At 59.7% G+C, this 20,383-nt stretch carries 18 protein-coding genes; 9 read left to right on the forward strand and 9 right to left on the reverse strand.

What is annotated here, in order from left to right; genetic code table 11:
- Nucleotides 1-648, forward strand: coding sequence for an amino acid ABC transporter permease (locus HGP17_RS32710; protein WP_168816081.1), 648 nt, complete (start codon nucleotides 1-3; stop codon nucleotides 646-648).
- The gene (locus HGP17_RS32715) at nucleotides 635-1,357 is read left to right on the forward strand and encodes an amino acid ABC transporter ATP-binding protein (RefSeq protein WP_168816083.1); all 723 of its coding nucleotides are present in this window, start codon (nucleotides 635-637) and stop codon (nucleotides 1,355-1,357) included. Before HGP17_RS32710 ends, HGP17_RS32715 begins: the two co-directional genes overlap by 14 nt.
- Nucleotides 1,358-1,401: 44 nt before the next feature.
- Here HGP17_RS32715 and HGP17_RS32720 read toward each other — a convergent pair whose 3' ends face one another.
- Nucleotides 1,402-2,166 (reverse strand): FadR/GntR family transcriptional regulator, encoded by a 765-nt coding sequence (locus HGP17_RS32720; protein WP_168816085.1) that lies wholly within the window; start codon nucleotides 2,164-2,166, stop codon nucleotides 1,402-1,404.
- Nucleotides 2,167-2,373: 207 nt separating this feature from the next.
- On the opposite strand from HGP17_RS32720, the gene HGP17_RS32725 reads away from it, so the two are divergent.
- Both HGP17_RS32725 and HGP17_RS32730 read left to right on the forward strand, forming a co-directional pair.
- Nucleotides 2,374-3,813 (forward strand): aminotransferase, encoded by a 1,440-nt coding sequence (locus HGP17_RS32725; RefSeq protein WP_246704320.1) that lies wholly within the window; start codon nucleotides 2,374-2,376, stop codon nucleotides 3,811-3,813.
- An 18-nt stretch (nucleotides 3,814-3,831) separates the two neighbouring features.
- On the forward strand, nucleotides 3,832-4,590 hold the full coding sequence (locus HGP17_RS32730; RefSeq protein WP_168816087.1) for an SDR family oxidoreductase: 759 nt from the start codon (nucleotides 3,832-3,834) through the stop codon (nucleotides 4,588-4,590).
- A 122-nt stretch (nucleotides 4,591-4,712) separates the two neighbouring features.
- Here the strand turns inward: HGP17_RS32730 and HGP17_RS32735 are convergent, their stop codons facing one another.
- From HGP17_RS32735 to HGP17_RS32770, 8 genes are all read right to left on the reverse strand, one after another.
- Nucleotides 4,713-6,137 carry an aldehyde dehydrogenase family protein gene (locus tag HGP17_RS32735; protein ID WP_168816089.1) on the reverse strand — a complete coding sequence of 475 codons (1,425 nt, stop codon included), beginning with the start codon at nucleotides 6,135-6,137 and terminating at the stop codon, nucleotides 4,713-4,715.
- Between the two features lie 35 nt (nucleotides 6,138-6,172).
- Complete coding sequence (locus HGP17_RS32740; RefSeq protein ID WP_168816091.1) at nucleotides 6,173-7,258, reverse strand: ABC transporter ATP-binding protein; 1,086 nt, start codon at nucleotides 7,256-7,258, stop codon at nucleotides 6,173-6,175.
- Nucleotides 7,248-7,838 (reverse strand): cupin domain-containing protein, encoded by a 591-nt coding sequence (locus tag HGP17_RS32745; protein WP_168816093.1) that lies wholly within the window; start codon nucleotides 7,836-7,838, stop codon nucleotides 7,248-7,250. The genes HGP17_RS32740 and HGP17_RS32745 overlap by 11 nt, the downstream gene beginning before the upstream one ends.
- A gap of 89 nt (nucleotides 7,839-7,927) precedes the next feature.
- Nucleotides 7,928-8,989 (reverse strand): ABC transporter substrate-binding protein, encoded by a 1,062-nt coding sequence (locus tag HGP17_RS32750; protein WP_205926236.1) that lies wholly within the window; start codon nucleotides 8,987-8,989, stop codon nucleotides 7,928-7,930.
- Nucleotides 8,990-9,032: 43 nt separating this feature from the next.
- Nucleotides 9,033-9,851 carry an ABC transporter permease gene (locus tag HGP17_RS32755; protein WP_168816095.1) on the reverse strand — a complete coding sequence of 273 codons (819 nt, stop codon included), beginning with the start codon at nucleotides 9,849-9,851 and terminating at the stop codon, nucleotides 9,033-9,035.
- Nucleotides 9,848-10,729 (reverse strand): ABC transporter permease, encoded by an 882-nt coding sequence (locus HGP17_RS32760; RefSeq protein ID WP_205926233.1) that lies wholly within the window; start codon nucleotides 10,727-10,729, stop codon nucleotides 9,848-9,850. Before HGP17_RS32760 ends, HGP17_RS32755 begins: the two co-directional genes overlap by 4 nt.
- Before the next feature lie 73 nt (nucleotides 10,730-10,802).
- Nucleotides 10,803-12,089, reverse strand: coding sequence for an FAD-binding oxidoreductase (locus HGP17_RS32765; RefSeq protein ID WP_168816097.1), 1,287 nt, complete (start codon nucleotides 12,087-12,089; stop codon nucleotides 10,803-10,805).
- 207 nt (nucleotides 12,090-12,296) lie between these two features.
- On the reverse strand, nucleotides 12,297-13,535 hold the full coding sequence (locus tag HGP17_RS32770; protein ID WP_168816099.1) for an ROK family transcriptional regulator: 1,239 nt from the start codon (nucleotides 13,533-13,535) through the stop codon (nucleotides 12,297-12,299).
- A 454-nt stretch (nucleotides 13,536-13,989) separates the two neighbouring features.
- Here HGP17_RS32770 and HGP17_RS32775 point away from each other — a divergent pair, with 454 nt between their 5' ends.
- Genes HGP17_RS32775 through HGP17_RS32795 form a run of 5 tightly spaced genes read left to right on the forward strand, consistent with a single transcriptional unit; the run spans nucleotide 13,990 to nucleotide 20,096 of the window.
- Entirely contained in the window at nucleotides 13,990-16,563 is a 2,574-nt protein-coding gene (locus tag HGP17_RS32775; protein ID WP_168816110.1) for an ATP-binding cassette domain-containing protein, read from the forward strand.
- Nucleotides 16,563-17,573 (forward strand): ABC transporter permease, encoded by a 1,011-nt coding sequence (locus HGP17_RS32780; RefSeq protein WP_168816112.1) that lies wholly within the window; start codon nucleotides 16,563-16,565, stop codon nucleotides 17,571-17,573. Before HGP17_RS32775 ends, HGP17_RS32780 begins: the two co-directional genes overlap by 1 nt.
- A 51-nt stretch (nucleotides 17,574-17,624) precedes the next feature.
- Nucleotides 17,625-18,635, forward strand: coding sequence for a rhamnose ABC transporter substrate-binding protein (locus HGP17_RS32785; protein WP_168816114.1), 1,011 nt, complete (start codon nucleotides 17,625-17,627; stop codon nucleotides 18,633-18,635).
- Nucleotides 18,636-18,689: 54 nt separating this feature from the next.
- Nucleotides 18,690-19,448: a glutamine amidotransferase gene (locus tag HGP17_RS32790; RefSeq protein ID WP_168816117.1), complete on the forward strand. Its 759-nt coding sequence runs from the start codon at nucleotides 18,690-18,692 to the stop codon at nucleotides 19,446-19,448.
- A gap of 3 nt (nucleotides 19,449-19,451) precedes the next feature.
- Entirely contained in the window at nucleotides 19,452-20,096 is a 645-nt protein-coding gene (locus tag HGP17_RS32795; protein WP_168816119.1) for a nucleoside triphosphate hydrolase, read from the forward strand.
- Nucleotides 20,097-20,383: the final 287 nt, after the last annotated feature.

Below are 20,383 nucleotides of genomic sequence, written 5' to 3' on the forward strand. Positions count from 1 at the left end.
ATGCGTTACTTCGGATCCAACGACGTTATCTTCCTGATCCAGGCGGCTCAGTGGACCCTTTATCTCTCGGTGCTGACGTTCATTCTCGGTGGCCTGGTCGGCTTCGTCATCGCACTGGCGCGGGTGTCGTCTTCATCGATCCTGCGTGCGGTCAGCGGCGCCTATGTGCAGGTGTTTCAAAACACGCCGCTGCTGATGCAGTTGTTCCTCATCTACTACGGGCTGAGCCTGGTCGGCTTCGCGCTGTCGCCGATCGTCGCCGCAGCCATCGCGTTGACCTTCTTTGCCTCGGCCTTTCTGGGAGAAATCTGGCGCGGCAGCATCGAGGCCGTGCCGCGAACGCAATTCGAGGCGGCCGAGGCTCTGGCGCTGACGCCCTGGCAACTCTACCGTTACGTCATCCTGCCGCAGGCCATTCGCATCTCGACGCCGCCGACGGTCGGCTTCTTCGTCCAGATCGTCAAGAACACCTCGCTCACCAGTATAGTCGGCATGACGGAGCTGATGCGCGCGGCGGGCATGATGAACAATGCCACCATGGCTCCCATGAAAGTCTTCACGGTGGTTTGCCTGATCTATTTCGTGATCTGCTTCCCGCTTTCCATGCTCAGTCGTAAACTGGAGGTTCGTTTGCATGCCGGTCGTTAAGGTAAAGGGGCTGCGGAAGAGCTTCGGTGATCACGTCGTGCTTCACGAGGTCGACATGGAGGTGGCGGCCGGAGAAGTGTTGGTATTGCTTGGCCGCAGCGGATCGGGCAAGTCGACGCTGCTGCGTTGCCTCAATGGCCTCGAAAGAGTGCAGGCCGGTACGATCGAGGTCGCCGGCCATAACATGAGCTACGATGCCACGCCGTTACGCGATCTGCGCAAGGACGTCGGTATCGTATTCCAGCAGTATAATCTGTTTCCGCATCTGACGGTCGGGCAGAACATCATGCTGGCACCGAAGCTGGTCAAAAAGCTCGGCTCGTCACAGGCCGAGGAAAGAGCGCGAGCGGTGCTGGCGAAAGTCGGTCTTCTCGAGAAATTCGATGCCTATCCGGATCGTCTGTCCGGCGGCCAGCAGCAGCGCGTCGCCATCGCACGATCGCTTGCGATGGAACCGAAGCTCATGCTGTTCGACGAGGTGACGTCCGCGCTTGATCCGGAGCTGACCGGCGAAGTGCTGAGCGTCATGGAAAATCTCGCCAAGTCAGGCATGGCGATGGTCGTCGTCACGCACGAGATGAGCTTCGCCCAGAAGGTCGCCCACCGGGTGATCTTCATGCATGGCGGGCGCATTCTGGAAGACGGTCCACCCGACATGGTCTTCAACACGCCGAGCAGCCAGGAGTTCCGGACCTTTCTGTCGCTGTGAGTGCCCACGATGATCTTGGGACCACTGCTACCGAACATGCGACTTTATAGTGTGTCGTCCTCATCTGCGGCTTTCGTTTTCGCCGGTGAGGACTCCTTCAGAAGCGTGTCTTTGATGTTGCGGATGTGCCGGTGCATGGCACGCCGCGCATCGTCGGGATTTCGCGACTGCATCGCTTCGAATATCCGCTCGTGATCCGCGAGCCACATGGGCCAATAGGTACGCATATGCATCCGGCGGTGAATTTCATTCCAGATTCGCGACTCCAACTGGCTCTTCCAGAGCTGGTCGACGATGCTGACGAGCGTTGCGTTGCCGGTGGCGCTGGCGATGGTGACATGAAAGCGGCGATCGCCGACGTCGGCTTCCTGCCCTTGAGAATGCTCCCAGCGCATCATCGCAATCGCGTCGGCGAGCTGGGCAAGAAACGGATCCGTCATCTTTCCGGCCGCAAGCGCTGCAATCTCAGGCTCGATCGTGATGCGCGCGTCGAGGTTTTCGAACGGGCCGGTGCCGGCCTCGACGATGTTGGCAAGCTCCTGCCGGCTCGTGACGTAAACGCCGCTATTCTTGCGGACCTCGACCATGCCCGCAAGAGAAAGGCGCAACAACGCCTCACGAACTGTTGGGCGCGATACGCCGAATCGGGCCGCGAAATCACGCTCCGCCGGCAGCTTGTCGCCGATCTCGTATTTGGCGCGGATCATCGCGGCAATATCGCTCGCCACAGTCTCATAGGCACGCTGAAAGGACGGCTCCTTGGATATTTCCGCGTTTTCCGTGGCCTTGGATGCTTCATTCAACTCCATACGGCGTCGCTCTCTTTTCTCATGCCTGTTGCGCCAGATTATGCCAATCGCGCTCGACGTGTAAGCCGAAACTCTTCGTTCGGCACCTTCTAAAGCATAAACCTCGACTTGACAAAATTGGTAAAACCACTTTGGATATACCAATATCAAATTCGGCCGCGAACTGCCATCGTTTGATGGCGGCGCCATGTGGGATCGCCCGGATTGATGAAACAGACGCATTTCAGCTTCGGCGACCAATGGCTCGCCGATACAATCGAGGCTTCCATGACCTTATCCGGCTCCAATTCCCTGCGTGATCGCGACCTGCGTCACACGTTGCATTCGCAGACCAACCCCGCGCTACACGAGCAAGCCGGGCCGTTCATCATTGCGAGCGGAGAGGGGCCTTACGTCATAGACAGCGAAGGAAACCGCTATCTGGACGCCATGGCAGGGCTTTGGTGTGCCTCGCTCGGCTTTACCAATGACCGCCTCGCGGCTGCCGCCGCCAAGGCCTATGACACGCTGGGTTTTTACCACACGTTTGGGGGGCGGGCCTCGCCGTCGGCGATCACGGCGGCCGAAGCCGTTGCCGAGCTTGTGCCGATCAACGATGCGCGCGTCTTCTTTGCAACCTCGGGTTCCGAGGCGGTGGAAACCATGGTCAAGCTGACCTGGCTGCATTTCAAGGCCCTGGGGCAGGAAGGCCGGCGCAAGATCATCGCCCGAGATCGCGCCTTTCACGGCTCCACGATCTTTGCCGCCTCGCTGACCGGACTGCCGCATATGCATCGCGAGTTCGGCCTGCCGCTTGACGGCATCGTGCATGTTTCCTGCCCGGACGCCTATCGCGGTCGTCACCCCGGCGAAACCGTCGAAGACTTCGTGACGCGTCTCGCCAACGAACTTGAAGAGACCATCTTGCGAGAGGGACCCGAAACCATCGGCGCCTTCATCGCCGAGCCGATCAATGCTGGTGCGGGCGTCATCGTGCCGCCGGATGGATACTTCACCAAAATCCAGCAGATCCTGCGCAAATACGGGATCCTGTTTCTGGCGGATGAAATCGTCTGCGGCTTCGGTCGCACGGGCAGCTGGTTCGGCTGCGATACAATGGGGATCCAACCCGACATGATGGCGATGGCCAAGGGCATGTCGTCGTCCTATTTCCCGATTTCCGCTGTCGCGGTCGGGCCGCACATCTACGAGTCGGTCAAGAGCATCAACAGCGGCAAGACCAACTTTGGACATGGCTTCACCAATTCGGGTCATCCGGTCGGTGCTGCCATCATCAACGAGACGATTGCGATCTACCGCGATATGGACGTCGTCCAAACAGTCGGCCGGCTGGGCGGTCGCCTGATGCGGCGGTTGCAGGCAATCGGCGAGGCATCCTCCATCGTCGGCGAAGTGCGCGGTCGCGGCCTCATTCTGGGTGTCGAGATCGTGGCGGACAAGACAAGCGGCGCTCCACCGGCTCCGGAGCTTGACGTCTTGTCGCGGATCGACAAATACGCGAAAGCGGCTGGTATCATTCTGCGGCCACAGGGTAACACGATCACCTTCTGCCCGCCCTTCGTCATCGACGAGACGCAGGTGGACACAATCGCCGACGTCTTCGAAGAGTCCCTCTTCAAGGTCGAGAGCGAGTTGCGCGGCGCGTAACAGGCTGAGAAGAGAACCATGACCCATCATCTTTTCGATCTGTCCGGCAAACGGGCTCTGGTTACAGGCTCAAGCCAGGGCATCGGTTTTGGACTGGCCAAAGGGCTTCTCGATGCCGGCGCCGAAGTCGTGTTGAACGGCCGTGACATCAGCAAATTGGCCGACGCCGCCCAACGTCTGGGCGGCACGGTGAAGACGGCGGCATTCGATGTCACCGATCACGCGGCAGCCAGAATAGCTATTGATGCGCTGGAGGTCGAACTTGGCTCCATCGACATTCTGGTCAACAATGCGGGCATGCAGCATCGGTCGCCCCTGGAGGAATTTCCGCCCGACGCATTCGAGAAATTGCTGCATACCAATATATCGTCGGTGTTCAATGTCGGGCAGGCAGTCGCCCGGCACATGATCAAGCGTGGTCATGGCAAGATCATCAACATCGCCAGTGTCCAGACGGCGCTCGCTCGTCCGGGTATTGCCCCCTACACCGCAACAAAGGGCGCAGTCGGCAACCTGACCAAGGGAATGGCGACCGATTGGGCACGGCACGGCCTGCAGTGCAACGCCATCGCGCCGGGCTATTTCGATACGCCGCTAAACGCGGCGCTCGTTGCCGATGCTGAATTCTCGCGCTGGCTGGAACGGCGCACGCCTGCCGGACGATGGGGGCAAATCGAAGAGCTGATCGGCGCCTGCGTCTTCCTTGCGTCCGATGCCTCTTCCTTCGTCAATGGCCATATTCTCTACGTCGATGGCGGCATCACCGCGTCTCTGTGACGTCATGATGATGAGGATATTCGCTTGATTGCCAAAGATTCAGGTCCGGGTTTGCAAGCGCAATCCCGGGTCTGATCCTATCCATATTGATCGTTTTGCGTGGCGCGGCAGCCGCTAGCACCTCAGCCCCAGCCGACGATGCCCTTGATTTCGAGGAAGTCGTGAATGGCCCAATCGGCATATTCGCGGCCGTTGCCGGACTGCTTGTATCCGCCAAACGGCGCGAACGTGTCCCAGTCGGGGTAATTCAGATAGACCGAACCGGCGCGCATCTGCTGGGCGACAGCGCGTGCGTGTTCGATATCTTGAGATTGGATATAGGCGGCAAGGCCGTAGACCGTGTCGTTGGCGATGCGCACTGCATCCTCTTCGCTCTCATAGGAAATGATGGAGAGAACAGGGCCGAAGATTTCCTCGCGTGAAATCGTCATCTCCGGTTTGACATGGCCGAAGATCGTCGGGCGGATGTAGTAGCCGCGATTGAGCCCTTCGGGCCGGCCAGGACCGCCGGTGACGAGCGTTGCGCCTTCATTGATGCCGCTCTCGATCAGCCGCTGGATCTTGTCGTACTGGATCTGGCTGACGACAGGACCGAGATTGACGCCATCGGCGCGCGGATCGCCGGTCTTGATGGCTTCCGCCGCTTTCTTGGCGATTGCAAGCACCTCGTCATGGCGATCGGCGGGAACCAGCATCCGGGTCGGCGCGTCGCAGGACTGGCCGGTGTTGCTGAAGCAGCCTTGTACACCCTTTGTCACGGCCGTGTCGAAATCGGCGTCCGGCAGGATGATATTGGCCGATTTGCCGCCGAGCTCCTGGGCAACGCGCTTGACGGTATCGGCCGCAGTCTTGGCGACAATGATACCGGCTCGCGTCGAGCCGGTGAAGGACACCATGTCGACATCCGGATGGCCGGCCATCACCTGGCCGACATCCGGGCCGGTGCCGTTGAGGAGGTTGAACACACCCTTTGGCGTGCCGGCGGCTTCCATGACCTCGGCGAAGATGATGCCGCTGATCGGCGCGATCTCGGAGGGCTTCAGGACGACAGTGCAGCCGGCGGCGATCGCGGGAGCAACCTTGCAGACGATCTGATTGAGTGGCCAGTTCCAGGGCGTGATCAGCGCGCAGACGCCGATCGGCTCCTTGACGACTGTCGTCGTGCCGCGCTTCTCGGTGAATTCGTATTCCTCGAAAGCGGCAATCGTCGCTTCCATGTGGCCGCGACCGGCCCAGGCCTGAGAATCGCGGGCGAAGGGCAAGGGCGCACCCATTTCCTGGCTGACAGCCTGAGCGATATCCTCAAAGCGCTCGTTATAGCATTCGAGAATTCGCTTCAGCAGAGCGAGGCGATCTATCTTGGACGTACGCGAGAAGCTTACAAAGGCTTTCTTTGCAGCTGCCACGGCTTTGTCGACATCGGCAGCCGAACCGCCGGATATTGCCGTATAGGCTTCCTCGGTCGAAGGATCGATGACCTCGATCGATTTGGGGGTGACGGGATCGACCCAGGAGCCGTCGATAAAGAATTTCAGGTGGTTGTTCATGTGTCCTCCTTGTCGTTCACTCTTTCATTTGCCGGTCAGCTCGGCAGAACCGGGCAGGCGGCACCGGGCCTCAGCGAGGCGAAGATCTGCTCGCCAACCGCCATGGCTGCCAATTCGGCTTGGCGCGGTATGTCTGCTGTCAGGCTGATATTATCGTCCGTCAAGAGATGGACCCGCAGGCTACGGCCCTGGAAGACCACGCTTTCCACTCTTGCGCCGGCGGCGCCGTCGATGCGCTCGCGTGAAAGAAGAATATCCTCGGGCCGGACGCCGACCGTTGTGGCATCGCCCGACTTCAGCGCGGCATCGCCGGCCGCTGGCACCGATAAAGCCAGGCTCCCGGAAGCAAGATGCAAGGTCGAGGTGTCACGGCTCCTGAGCTTTGCCCAGAGCAGGTTCATCGAGCCGATGAAGCCCGCGACAAACGTCGTAGCCGGCCGATCGTAAAGTTCTGAGGGTGATGCGATCTGTTCGATGCGGGCCTTGTTCATGACCACGATGCGATCGGAGATCGATAGCGCCTCCGTCTGGTCGTGCGTTACCATAACGAAAGTGGTCCCGAGTTCGCGCTGAAGGCGCTTCAGTTCGATCTGCATCTGCTCGCGCAAATGGGCATCGAGTGCCGACAACGGTTCGTCGAGAAGAAGGACACGCGGCTCGCAGACGATCGCCCGCGCAAGGGCTACGCGCTGGCGCTGGCCGCCGGAAAGCGCCTGGACGCGCTGGTTTATCTTGTCGGCAAGGCCGACCATGTCGAGCGCCGCTGCTACCCGCTTGCGACGCTCGGCGGCTGCGATTTTTCTGAGCGACAGGCCGAAGCCGACATTGTCTGCGACCGACATATGCGGAAACAACGCATAATCCTGAAACACCGTATTCACCGGCCGGTCGAAGGCGCGAAGCGGCGTAATATCCCGGCCATCGAGCCAGACATGGCCATCTGTCGGCGCCTCGAAGCCGGCAATGACGCGCAGCGTCGTCGTCTTGCCGCAACCGGAAGGGCCGAGCAGGCTCAGGAATTCGCCCTGGGCGATCGAGAGGTCGATATCGTTGAGGCCGACGATGCCGCCGGCAAAGTGCTTAGAGATTTTTTCGAGACGAAGCAGGGCATTACTCGCCATCGCGCGCCTCCGAAGGCTTGGTCGTGTTGACCCAGAGAATGGTGCAGCGCTCGGTTCCGGGGTTGCGGAAGGAGTGCAGGAGCGTACTCTTGAAGGCGAAACTGTCGCCCGTCTTCAAGAGATAGCGTGTGGAATCGACCACCAGTTCGGCTTCGCCTGTGGTGACGATGCCGAATTCATGGCCGCTATGAGCATAGGCCTCGGTGCCGCCGCCGGGCTCGACCGTCACCACCATGCCGGTCAGCGATGCGCCGGGCGGCGACAGCAGATCCTTGGTGATGCCGTCTGAATGTACGGGGAGGGCACGGCGGCTGTTGGCGCGAACGCAATAGAGATCGTTGACCGGCTCATTGCCGTCGGTAATCAAAGCCGAAGGTTCGACATCGAGTGCGGCGGCCAGCGGCCAGATCACGCGCACGCGCAGCGATGACATGCCGCGCTCGATCTGGCTCAATGCGCCGATCGATATCCCGGCTTTCGCGGCAAGGTCGGCCAACGACAGGTTTTTCTCCAGCCGCAAAGCTCTCACGCGCCGGCCGATGCGGATATCTGCCTCATCCGCTTCGCGTTCGGCCTTCATTGTCAAATCATCCGCGTCCATCCGGCCCTCAATATTCAATCCTATGGAAATGGCCCGGTCGCGCCGCGTCCGGGCCACATATGGCAAGCTTAACCGCCTGCCTTCACCTTCTCAAACATCTTGGCGAGATCGTCGTTCTGCTTCATCGGTCCGGTAAAGACGGTTGACTTCAGCATGGTCTCGGGGTCGGAGGGAAGCTGCAACTTCTCAAGGTCTTCCTTCGGCACGGAGGCAAAGGCTGTCGATGTCGATGCGCCGTAGCCGTAGTTTTCGATCAGGCCCTTGCCCGAGTCCGCCTCGAGGCGGCTGTTGATGAAGTCATAGGCCAGATCGACGTTCTTGGCGTCCTTCAGCATGACGAAGCCGCAAGCCCAGGTCAACATGCCCTCCTTCGGCTTCATGAACTCGACCGGCACGCCCTGTTTCTTGAGCGCCACGGCCGAGGCGTTCCAGGTCATGGCCGCGACCAGCTGGCCACTGGCGAGCGACTGTTCGACCGAGGTCATGTCCGTGGTATAGGCCGACATCAGCGGGCGCTGTTCGCGGAGCTTGTCCGCCACCTTGTTCAACTGGTCCGGCGTCATGTCGAACGGATTGACGCCTGCCAGCAGGGCCGCGACGATCGGCGTATCATGGACGGCGTCAATCGTTGCCATTCGGCCGGTATATTGCTTGTCCCAGAGAAGGTTCCAGCTCGGCTCCGGATTCTTCACGAGGTCCGTGCGATAGAGCACGGACGTATTGCCCCAGTCCCAGGGAACCATCCAGACCTTGCCATTGCCAGCCTGAATATCCGGAAGATTGCGGAAGATCGGGAAGATCTTGTCCCAGTTCTTGATGCGAGAGGTGTCGATCGGCTGCAGCAAGCCTTCCTTGTTCCAGCGCGCGACCTTGTCGTAGCAGGGGTGGGCGAGATCGGGATGAAAGCCGGCCTTGACCTTGGTGAAGGCATCGTCGTCATCACCGAAGACCGAGATGTCGACGCTATCGGGATGGGCAGCCGTGAAGGTCTTATGGAAATCCGGAAGCTCGTAACCCGACCAGGTGAAATAGGTGAGCTTGTCGGCGGCGGCGGCCGGCAGCGCGAGTGAAAGCGAGAGAGCGGCTGCACCAAGGACGCGGCATGCGTCTTTGAGCGAGCGGCGTTTCATGGACATTGGCATCTTGGTTCTCCTCTTGTGATTTTGATCGTTATCAGGCGCGGGATGTTCCGGATCGTGACAGGCCGCGCTGTCGCAGCAGTTCCGCGCAGCCGGCAATCACAATCGAGGTGGCGAGGATGGCCGTCCCCAAGGCCATCACGGTCGGAAGAGACTTCGGAAAACGTAGCTGGCTCCAGATGTAGAGCGGCAACGTCGGTTGCGTTCCGGCCAGGAAAAAAGCGACGATGAATTCGTCGAACGATGTCAGAAAGGCGAGCATGAAGGCCGAGCCCACGGCCGGTAGCGCCAAGGGCAGCATAATGCGCCTGAAGATGATCATCTCGCCGGCGCCAAGATCCTCGGCTGCTTCCGGAATGCTCCTGGGAATGGCGGCAAACCGTCCGCGCATGATGATGACCGTGGTCGGCAGGCAGACCAAAACATGCCCGAGGACAATGGCGATCCTGGACGGACCGAGGCCCAGGAGATTGACAAGGATGAGCAGGGATATGCCGACCACGACCCCCGGAATGAGGATCGGCAGTCGCGCCAGGCCGGAAACGAGCTTCGCGAGCGGCGAGCGCACCTGCGTATCCATATAGCCGATGGTGATGCCGCAGAGCGTTGCGAGCGCGGCAGCCGTGACGCCGATCGTCAAGCTGGTCATCAACGCGCCGGTCAGCGTTTCGTTGCCGATCAGGCTCCTGTACCAGTCGAGCGTGAATCCCTTCAGCGGGAAGGCGGCCTGAATTGAGTCGTTGAAGGAAAACAGCGGGATCAGTGCTACGGGCAGGTAAAGGAAGATCAGATAGAGGCCGACATACCATCGCAGCCATCCGCCTTCCCGGCGCGGTTTGTTCCTGCTCGTCATGTGCGGCTCCCGAACAGGCGATCCGCCTTGCGGACGATCAGCACCACGGCGAGGATGACCAGCATGACGACGACGGCGAGTGCTGCGCCGAACGGCCAGTCGTTCGCCTTGCCGAACTGAGCCTGCACCAGTGAGCCGATCATGGTGCTGGTGGGGCCGCCTATGAGCGCGGGCGTCACATAGTCGCCCACCGTCGGCACGAACACGACGACTGCGCCCGACAAAACACCCGGCATCGAGTTTGGCAGTATGACGCGGCGAAACGTGGTGAACGGTCTTGCGCCGAGATCGGCCGCCGCTTCCATCAGCGATTTCGGAATGGTGTCGAGTGCAACGAAGATCGGCAGGATCGCGAAGGGTGCATAGGCATGCGCCAGTGTCAGCACCACGGCAGACGGCGTGTTCAGGAAAAGCGTCGGAGGCTCGGATGTCAGACCCGACAGCATCAAGGCGGAATTCAACACGCCGTTATAGGCGAGAACGATTTTCCAGGCGAAGACGCGCAGCAGATAGCTTGTCCAGAATGGCAGCGTCACGAGGAAGAGTATGAGGCTGCGTCGCGGGCCAGCGTGAAAGGCAAGATAATAGGCGACTGGGTAGGCCGTCACCACGGTTGCAAGGGTGACGAGGCCGGCAATGATAAGCGAGCGCATCACCACAAGCGCGTAAAGCGGATCGGTGAACACGGCGACAAAGTTTTGCAGCGAGATACCAGCGCCGAGCAGCGAGCCGTCATTGCTGCGGAACGATAGAAATATGACCAGGCAGAGCGCGAAGACGACCAGTGCGAAAGTCATCAACATGCCCGGCGTCAACATGGCGCTGCGAAAGAGCCGTGTCCCGTCCAGTGCTTGAGGAGAGGCACCCTCATTGATCATGGCGTAACCTGCAATATGAAATTTACCTGATAATTTTCATTTTCATGAAAATGTCAAGAACGGTTTTGCAAACTTACTTTTCAAGCGCGTCGAGCAACCGATACCAGGCGATCGTTGCCGCGACGCCGATCTGGCGGAACTCGTGAAGCGGGATGGGTTTGATCGCGGATATGGGGAGTGGCAGAATTGCGCGGTCTCCGCTTGCGATATAGTGCGCGAACTTCTGACCGAGTGCTGTCATCATGCCGACGCCGCGCCCCTGGCAGCCAACGACTGTCATCAAGCCTGGTTGCGGCTCATGGATGTGCGGCAGGTGATCGGGCGTCATGGCAACGCGGCCAAACCAGCGCCGCTCGATCGCAATTCCGTCAAGACTGGGATAGAGACGTCGCATGGCGCGCTCCAGATGTTTCCAGTCAGATTCTGACTTCGGCTCGGCCATGCGCCCGCGACCGCCAAGCACCAGCCGGCCATCCGGGCTCTTGCGATAATAGACGAGTATGCGGCGGGAATCGGAAACGGCTTGCCGGCCCGGCAGAATCGCGTCCTGAAGCCGACCGGGCAAGCGCTCCGTGGCGATCTGGAACGAATGCAGCGGGACGATGCTGCGTGCAAGCCCGGGGATAAGGCCATCGCTATAAGCATTGGTCGCGACAACAACGAAACGCGATCGGATCGTGTGTCCTGTGGAGGTTTCCACGCTCCATCCGGCCTGGTCGCGCCGAAGCGCTTGCGCCTTCGTGCGCTCGGCGATCTGGACGCCGGCTCGCCTCGCGGCAAGCGCAAGCTGCGTGACGAAAGAGAGCGGGTCGATAATGCCGGCCCGCTTGTCGAGCCAGCCGCCGAGATAGCCGCGAGCGCCTGTCATTGCCTCGATCTCGTGCGCATCCAGCATGCGTACGTCGGCGCCGCGCGCTCGCCACTGTGCATCGCGCCGCTGCGCCGCTGCGAGCGCGCTTTCGGTATGCGCGGCCTGTATCCAGCCGTTGCGAACGCGGGGAACCTCAAGACCCTCACGCTCGATCAGATCGAAAACCGCATCCGCCGTCGATTGCGCAAAGGCGATGGCGATCTCGCCACGCTCCTGGCCGAAATGCTGCAGCAGCCAATCCGGATCATATTTCAATCCGGGAATGACCTGCCCGCCATTGAGGCCGGAGGCGCCGGTGCCAACGTCACTCGCCTCGATAATTCGTACCGACTTGCTCTGCCGAGCAAGCTCCAGGCCGGTGGAAAGGCCCATGACGCCGGCGCCGATGATCGTTACATCCACTTGCTCCCCGTTCCCGATCGGCGCATGCAGCGAGCCGGGATCGACTACTTTTTGCCAGGCTGAGCGGACGTTCAGATCTTGCGACACGTGTGGCCTCCAACGACATTATGAAAATCTTTATACAATTTTCAAAAATATGAAATAGCATTTTCATATTCACGTTGCGCGGAATCGAAGTCGGCCCGTGCCAATGGGCTCAGGAAGCCTCGGCATTGAAGGCCATGTCGGGATTTTGAACGAACGACCCTGCGTCGATATCGACGTTGCCGCGATCGGTGCAATGTTATGAAAGCTTTAGGAGCCGATAAGCAACGGCTTCTTGTCGCTGCCCTTTTTCATGAGAACGCCGGTGTCCGGGCCGAACATGGAGAAGATGGGCAATATGCTTGCGCCGAGAGCGGACCCGCGCGAGCCGAAGGCGCCCATCGAGATTGCCGGTGCAATCAGGCCGGAGGGCAGCATTTCCGAAAAGCGTTCGCGCACGCGGGCGACCGTTTCCATCAGCAGCGGAGCAGGCAGAAGGCCATCGATGATGATTGCCTCGACATCGACGACCGCAATGCTGCCGATCAAGGCCTGGGCCAGCGCATCCGAACAGTCGTCCTGCCATTCCGAGACGAACTTGCGGGCTTCGGGCGGCATCGGCGCCAGATCGCGCACGCGCTTTATTCCCACGCCGTTGACATTGAGATGCCTAATCAACGTGTAGATCGAAGCGCGATGCAGCAGAACTTCGAACTTCTTGCCGGGAGCCAGCGGCGGCACGGAACTCAGCGTCGATGCTGTCACCGGGAATGGTCCGAAGGCGGCGGTATTGCCGTTTGGGCCGGTCTGCAGCGTGCCGTCCAAAACCAGCCCGCCGCCGACAAATGTGCTCAGCGAGATATGGATGAAGTCGGAATATTGCTTTCCAAGACCGTAAATGAGTTCGGCTGCGGCTGCCGCCGAGGCATCATTCTCGATCATCGTCGGGAGATCGTGGGTTTCTGAAAAGTAGGTCTTGAGATCAAGCGAGCGCCAAGCCTGCTGCACGTCTGCCGGAAACGAGAGCTCTTCATCCCAGCCACCAATAAAATAAGGGGCTGAAACGCCCAGCCCGATCAATCGCGCCTGTGCATCCTCGCCCAGCTGCGCCTTGAAACGGCCAATGATCGAATTCGCAAGCTTCTTTACATTTTCCGGATCCGGATAGGTGTAGTCGTGCGTCTCGAATGCGCAGGTCTGGCCGGAAAAATCGATCAGCAATGCATCGAGCGCGCGGCGGCCGATATGCAGGCCGATCGAATAGGCGCCGCCGGGATCAAGCGCATACATGGCCGACGGTTGGCCTTTTCCGCCGAACCGTTTGCCGTTTTCGGCGAGATAGCCGCCGGCGACCAATGCGTCGACGATGCTGGCGACGGCTGGAGGCGTCAGATGCGCAAAGCGTGCAATCTCAGCTTTGGAAGCTTGGCCGAAGCGGCGGACGGCTTCGAGCACAACCCGTTCATTGTAATGACGAAGCTGAACTGAGTTGCTTCCCTTGTTTGCCATTTCGTCTCAATCGCCACATCAAGTTGGAGGTCGTCATATCGCGACCGATCGACGCGATGGTGTCAGGCATATGGCCTCATATCTACAGATTTGCATCGGCGGCCGCAACCGTGGAACGTGATTTTCAGCCGAACAATCCGCTATTAAATTAATCAGTCTTATTTAATTGCGACTATTTTTGCTCGCTCCTGCCGTGGCCGAGATTTAATAATCACCTATATAGCGGAAGCGCGGAAATATCGACAAACACTGCCTTTATTCCGGGAATTGGTCGGTGTTCACTTCAAATTTGAGATGCGAGGCATGTGTTCAAAAAGTGAGAGAGCTCTCTCTTGACGAACATTAATATCAATTATAGTAATTTGCTTTAATAAATGGACGATCGAAAACGTGCAGGGAGGACTGCGAATGGGAGTTGGCCGGCAAAGGTCCGCGAGCGGATTTGGTGAGCGATATGTCTGAGCTCGCTGCGGGAGCGGCTTCGGCCAATTCGCCAAGTGCAGGCGCCGTTGTTGCTTCGCTTGAGAATGTCACCAAGGTGTTTGGCGGAACCGTCGCTGTTTCCAACGTGACTCTCGAGTTAAGGGCGGGTGAGGTTCTTGCTCTGCTCGGCGAAAACGGTGCGGGAAAAAGCACCTGCGTCAAGCTTCTGGCGGGTGTCTACAGGCCTGATGGTGGTCATGTCGCCATAGGCGGCCAGTCGGTTCGGCTGTCGTCGCCATTGGAAGCGCAGCATGCCGGCATCGCGGTGATGCATCAGCATCCGGGCCTGTTTCCGGATCTCAGCATCGCCGAGAACCTCTTCATCGGGCAAACCGGCACGCGGTGGAAGCTCGATCATCTCGCGATGCAGGCCGAAGCACGACGGCTTCTGAAGACTGTCGGCCTCGATGCGGATGTCAGTCTGCCGCTCGGCCGCCTGCGTACGTCCGAGCAACAACTGGTCGAAGTGGCAAGAGCCCTGTCTCTCAATGCGCGCGTTCTGATCATGGATGAGCCCACCGCAGCGCTGTCGCAGCGAGAAGTCGAGCGGCTCTTTTCGGTGGTCGACGAGCTCCGTAAACATGGCGTCGCAATGATGTTCGTCGGCCATCGCATGGACGAAATCTACAGAATTGCCGATCGCATCACTGTGCTCAGGGACGGCCGTTTTGTCGGAACGGAGCTGACGCGCGATCTCTCACGCGAACGTGCCATTCAGATGATGGTTGGCCGTGCGCTGGATGGTCTTTATCCCCGACATCACGCAGTGCCGGGAGAGGTCGTTCTGAAGGTCGAGGGCCTGTCGCGAGACGGTGCGTTCGAGGATGTGTCCTTCGAATTGCGGGGCGGCGAGATCCTCGGTTTCGGCGGTCTTGTGGGAAGCGGCCGTACCGAGATTGCCCGTGTCCTGTTCGGGATCGATCAGGCCGATGCGGGCAAGGTGGTCATCGACGGACGTGACGTGGCGTTCTCGTCTCCACGCGAGGCGATGAAGGGCGGGGTGGCTTATGTGTCCGAGGATCGACTCGGCCAGAGCCTCGTCATGGATTTCTCCATTCTGAACAATGCGTCCCTGACCGTGCTTGACGAGGCAACGCAGGGTGGCCTGATGTCGCAATCGAAGGAACTGGCGCTTGCCGAACCATTTCTCGATCGCTTGCGGCTTCGGTTCAGCTCCTACGATCAGCCCGTCAGTTCGCTCTCCGGCGGCAACCAGCAAAAGGTGGTGCTGTCGAAATGGCTGGCAACGAATCCGCGTGTCCTCATCCTTGATGAACCGACGCAGGGCATCGACGTGCAATCCAAGGCCGGCGTGCATGAGATGATGGCCGATCTCGCCAGCCAGGGCATGGCGATTATTCTGATTTCCTCCGAGCTTCCCGAGTTGCTGGGCATGTCCGACAGGATCATCGTCCTTCGCGAAGGCAAGATATCCGGCCGCTTTGGCCAGGGCGAGGCAACGCAGGAAAAGATCATCGAGGCGGCCACAGACGCGATCGTGGCAAGAGCCGATGCCGAAATCGTCGTCAAGGCAAGCGACACCGCAGGCGATGTCTCTGTGCACGAGGCGTCCCGGAGCGTCTGGTCACGCCTTTTCGCACGGCGCGAGTTCGGTTTGGTGGCAGCCATCCTTGCGGTCATCATTCCCATCTCTTTCCTGAATATCCGCATGCTGAGCGGCGCCAATCTTGCGGCTCTCGCGATGGACGCGGGGCTTTTGATGATCGTCGCGGTCGCGCAGATGCTCGTACTGATCACGCGCAGCATCGATCTGTCGGTCGCAGCTGTGATTGGATTGGCCGCTTATGGGGCGGCCTCGACGCTCCACCTGCATCCCGAGATCGGTGTTGCCGGCGCCGTCCTTCTTGCTTGTGGCATAGGTCTGGTTGCCGGTTTGGCCAATGGCCTGATCATTACCTATGGAAGAGTGCCGGCCATCGTCGTGACACTCGGCACCATGTCGGTGTTTCGCGGGCTGAACAGTCTTTGGGCCGGCGGCACACAGGTCAGCGCGGATCAGGTGCCGCAGTCATGGCTGGATATGACCAGCGCGAACATCCTTGGAGTGCCGGCGATCCTCCTGATCGCGGTCTTAACTCTGGCGATCGTCGGCTATATCCTGCGTTATACATCGCTCGGTCGCGAGCTCTATGCGATCGGGTCCAACCCGGATGGTGCACGCCTGATCGGTATTCCTTCCAGACCGCGTATCCTTCTCGCGTTTGCCGCGGCCGGTCTTCTGGCGGGGTTTGACGGAGCGCTCTGGGCATCGCGTTATGCGACCGTCGATGCGCGTGTTGCCTATGGCTTCGAATTGACAGTCATCGCTGCCGTCGTTGTCGGTGGCGTGGCCGTTCGAGGCGGCTCCGGCACCGTGCTCGGTGTGGCGGCGGGAGCGCTGCTATTGCTTGTCATCAACAATGGCCTGACCCTCGTGCGCGTCGATCCGCTCTGGCTTCAGGGTGTGTACGGACTGGTCATTCTCGTCGCTATCGCCATTGACGCCTATGTGGCGCGGCGCGCCACCCGTGGAGGGACGCATTGATGAATGCCAAATCAAAGCATCAGCCCGACTTTGTCGCCCGCATCGGCAATTGGGACAATTTCCTTGCAGCGCTGACGATCCTCGTCATCCTCTATGCGGTCTTCGGCGTGCCGAATTTCGCGTCGACCTTCAATATCTCGCAGGCCGTTGCCGGCATTTCCGAGCGCGCTCTCATCGTGCTTCCGATGGTATTGCTGATCATTGCGCGAGAAATCGATCTTTCGGTTGGAAGCACCCTGGCACTGACCAGCGTCATTTTCGGATTGCTCACGCAGGCTGGCGTGCCGCTCTATGCCGCCATCCCGCTGACATTGCTTGCGGGCGCGGCGTGCGGCGCCTTCAATGGGGTTCTGGTCACAAAGCTCGGTCTGCCGTCGCTGGTGGTGACACTGGGCACGATGGCCCTGTTCCGAGGCATTGGCTACATCCTGCTCGGTTCGGATTCGATCAACGATTTTCCCGACAGCTTCCTGGATTTCGGCATCAATACCGTTGGCGATTCTCCTGTGCCATGGACCATCGTGCCTTTCCTCGTGCTGGCGCCGATCTTTGCGATCGCGCTGCAGAAGATGCCGGTCGGCCGCAGGATTTACGCGATCGGCGGCAGCCCGGAGGCCGCCCGCTATTCGGGGATTGGCTTGGCCCGCACGGTGCTCGGCCTGTTCATCACATCTGGTGTGGTGTGCGCGGCGGCAGGGATGGTCTACACGGCGCGTCTTGCCAATGCTCGCGCCAATAATGCGCTCGGGATCGAACTGGATGTCATCACCATCGCCCTTCTCGGCGGCATCAGCGTTTTCGGCGGAAAAGGCAAGCTGACGGGCGTTCTTTGGGCGCTTCTGCTCTTTGCGATCATCCGCAATGTCCTCGGTTTGCTGCAGATCGGCGGCGATGCGCAAGGCACCGTCATTGGCCTGCTGCTGATCGTCTCACTGCTCGCCAGCAATGCTGCGGAGCGCATTTTCGCCGGGGTCAGAGCCCGATTTTTTCAACCAAAGGCAGGCGAGTAAGTTCCGGCGCTCGCATGTTTGTCCAAGCCGGATTTGGAGGAGAGTCATCACATGAAATCGAAAATCTTGACGTCATTGCTTATGGCGAGCACGCTTCTTGCAAGCGTTGCCGTCACCAGCGCTCAGGCCGAAGATTGCGCGAAGGCGCCCGTTACGGTCGGCTTCCTGCCGAAACTCGATACGGACCCGTATTTCCAGGTCGCTCAGACGGGTGCTGAGGAAGCGGCTGGCGAAATCGGCGGCAAAGCCATCAAGCAGGCGCCGTCGCAGGCCACGGCCGAAGCGCAGATCGACTTCATCAACAATCTGGTTTCCCAGAAGGTCGGTGTCATCGCGATTTCCGCCAACGACGCGAACGCCGTTGCGCCTGCCCTTCGCCGCGCGGAAAAGCAGGGCGTGAAAGTCGTCTCCTACGATTCCGACGTGTCGACGGCCGCCCGCACCGTCTTCCTCAATCAGGCAGCCGGCGACAGCCTGGCGGAAATGATGCTGGAATCGATGGGCCAGCTGATCAACTACGATGGCGAGTTCGCCATTCTGTCCTCGACCCCGACGGCGGCCAATCAGAACGCCTGGATCGACTTCATGAAGAAGAAGATGGCCAGCGACAAGAAGTTCGAAAAGATGAAGCTGGTTCAGGTCGCTTACGGCCAGGAAAGCGAGCAGGTCAATCAGCAGCAGGCGCTGGGCCTTGCGCAGGCATTTCCGAACTTGAAGGGCATCATCATCCCAGCCGGCATCGGTTTGCCCGCGGCAGCTCGCGCGATGGATCAAGCCGGTCTTCTCGGCAAGATCAAGCTTACCGGTCTCGCACCGGCAACCCTGATCAAGAAGTATATCCAGAACGGCTCGGTTCAGGACATCTGGTGGAACGTCAAGGATCTCGGCTACCTGACTTATTATGCAGCGCAGGCCGTTGCGCAATGCAAGGTGACGGGCAAGGAAGGCGAAACCTTCACCGCCGGTCGTCTCGGATCGTTCAAGGTTGGCGCCAAGGGCGAAGTTCTACTCGGACCGGCAAAGATCGTTACGCCGACGAATGTCGAAGAATTCAAGTTTTGATATCATAGGGCAACGCCATCTTGGCGTTGCCTTCCTCCCATCGAGAGTTCCATCATGAAGCCAGTACTGCTTGCAGGCGAGACGTTTCACGTCACTTCCTTTGCGTCCAAGGGCCTGAACGTCGGCGCATCCTCCCGCTATTCCAACGGTGCCCTGCGCTATCTTCAGGCGCTTGGCAGCTGCGGCATTGATGTCGTGCAGATCGGGGGAGAGCGCTGCGAAGCCGAGTTTCCGACAAGCCTTGAGGCTTTGAATGCCTATTCCGTCGTCGTACTGTCGGATATCGACGCGCTGACGCTGCTTTACACGCCGGAAACGCGCGCCGGTCGGCGCTCGGTCAATCGTCTCGAGCTATTGCGCAGCTGGGTTGAGCAGGGCGGCGGGTTGATGATGGCCGGCGGCTATACCAGCTTTCAGGGCATGGACGGCGGCGCAATGTTTCATGGCACGGCCATAGAAGAATGCCTTCCCGTCACCATCCATGCTGGCCCGGATGGCCTCGAAGCACCGGAAGGCCTTGATCCCATCATCGGCAAGCAAGACCATCCCGTGCTCGCGGATGTGACGTCAGCACTTCCCTACGTCCTGGGCATGAACCGCGTCCAGACGAAACCGGAAGCGACGACGTTGGTCGGCTGCCCGACACTTGGCGGAGAATTGCCTCTGCTTGCCGTTCGAAATTATCACGCGGGCCGCAGCTTGGCATGGATGACGGATATCGGCCCGCATTGGCTATCGAACGATTTCATGCAGTGGGATGGCTATGACCAGCTGATGGCGGGCATGGTTCGCTGGCTTGCCGGCGAGATCTGAACGATGGCAATCGATACCGCGCCAAAGAAGATCACCATCGAGCAACTGATCGATCTTCTTGGCACTATTCCGGCCGGAGAGCGGCGCATCATCGGTATCGCGGGCCCGCCGGGCTCCGGCAAATCGACCCTGGCCACGCAGATCGAATCTGCCCTGAACGCACGAGCCGCCGGATATGCGGCAGTCTTCCCGATGGATGGCTTCCATTTCGATGACCGTGTCCTCATCCCACGCGGCCTTCGCCCGCGCAAAGGCGCACCGGAAACCTTCGATGTCGATGGTTTCGGCTTCATGCTGGAGCGGCTGAGATCGAATGCGAGTGAGGAAATCGCGGTGCCGGTTTTCGATCGCGATATCGAGATCGCCAGGGCAGGAGCTTCGATGATTCCTCGCGCCGTGCGCGCCATTCTGGTCGAGGGGAATTATCTTCTCCTCGATCGCGGCCCCTGGATGGCATTGAATTTCGACATGACGATCGCTCTCGATGTGTCTCGCGAGACGCTGAGAAGCAGGCTTGTCGATCGATGGGTACGACACGGCAAGTCCAAGGACGAGATCGTGGCTCAGGTCGATTCCAACGATATGATCAATGTCGACCTCGTTTTGCAGGCGAGCCGCAGAGCGAACTATGTAATCGCCGAGCATTGATCCGCACCGATCGCGGCGATTTTGTTTCCCTAAACAGTTCCATGTGCGTGGGGCGCTTCAGTGCCCGCGCGATCATGGAGTTGTCCCGCGATTGGGCGTGGCAGATGATCCAGAACCGTCTCTGGCAGCGCTAGATCCATTCGATTTTTGCAAATCCGTCAACCGGAAGCCGTTATCCACGGCCGGGATCGCGCTATGCTGATCGCTCCGGCGCAATTTTGGCCGCCATAAACAAAAGATGCTTGCAGAAAATCGTTTTTCTGATACGACTCCCGCCATCAGAGGGA

Source organism: Rhizobium sp. P38BS-XIX (assembly GCF_012641435.1).
Taxonomy (GTDB): domain Bacteria; phylum Pseudomonadota; class Alphaproteobacteria; order Rhizobiales; family Rhizobiaceae; genus Rhizobium.

Bases quoted from the DNA above. Each gene is read 5' to 3' on its own strand.
- HGP17_RS32710 (WP_168816081.1), top strand. From the start codon at position 1: ATGCGTTACTTCGGATCCAACGACGTTATCTTCCTGATCCAGGCGGCT.
- HGP17_RS32715 (WP_168816083.1), top strand. From the start codon at position 635: ATGCCGGTCGTTAAGGTAAAGGGGCTGCGGAAGAGCTTCGGTGATCAC.
- HGP17_RS32720 (WP_168816085.1), bottom strand. From the start codon at position 2,166: ATGGAGTTGAATGAAGCATCCAAGGCCACGGAAAACGCGGAAATATCC.
- HGP17_RS32725 (WP_246704320.1), top strand. From the start codon at position 2,374: ATGAAACAGACGCATTTCAGCTTCGGCGACCAATGGCTCGCCGATACA.
- HGP17_RS32730 (WP_168816087.1), top strand. From the start codon at position 3,832: ATGACCCATCATCTTTTCGATCTGTCCGGCAAACGGGCTCTGGTTACA.
- HGP17_RS32735 (WP_168816089.1), bottom strand. From the start codon at position 6,137: ATGAACAACCACCTGAAATTCTTTATCGACGGCTCCTGGGTCGATCCC.
- HGP17_RS32740 (WP_168816091.1), bottom strand. From the start codon at position 7,258: ATGGCGAGTAATGCCCTGCTTCGTCTCGAAAAAATCTCTAAGCACTTT.
- HGP17_RS32745 (WP_168816093.1), bottom strand. From the start codon at position 7,838: ATGAAGGCCGAACGCGAAGCGGATGAGGCAGATATCCGCATCGGCCGG.
- HGP17_RS32750 (WP_205926236.1), bottom strand. From the start codon at position 8,989: ATGAAACGCCGCTCGCTCAAAGACGCATGCCGCGTCCTTGGTGCAGCC.
- HGP17_RS32755 (WP_168816095.1), bottom strand. From the start codon at position 9,851: ATGACGAGCAGGAACAAACCGCGCCGGGAAGGCGGATGGCTGCGATGG.
- HGP17_RS32760 (WP_205926233.1), bottom strand. From the start codon at position 10,729: ATGATCAATGAGGGTGCCTCTCCTCAAGCACTGGACGGGACACGGCTC.
- HGP17_RS32770 (WP_168816099.1), bottom strand. From the start codon at position 13,535: ATGGCAAACAAGGGAAGCAACTCAGTTCAGCTTCGTCATTACAATGAA.
- HGP17_RS32775 (WP_168816110.1), top strand. From the start codon at position 13,990: ATGTCTGAGCTCGCTGCGGGAGCGGCTTCGGCCAATTCGCCAAGTGCA.
- HGP17_RS32780 (WP_168816112.1), top strand. From the start codon at position 16,563: ATGAATGCCAAATCAAAGCATCAGCCCGACTTTGTCGCCCGCATCGGC.
- HGP17_RS32785 (WP_168816114.1), top strand. From the start codon at position 17,625: ATGAAATCGAAAATCTTGACGTCATTGCTTATGGCGAGCACGCTTCTT.
- HGP17_RS32790 (WP_168816117.1), top strand. From the start codon at position 18,690: ATGAAGCCAGTACTGCTTGCAGGCGAGACGTTTCACGTCACTTCCTTT.
- HGP17_RS32795 (WP_168816119.1), top strand. From the start codon at position 19,452: ATGGCAATCGATACCGCGCCAAAGAAGATCACCATCGAGCAACTGATC.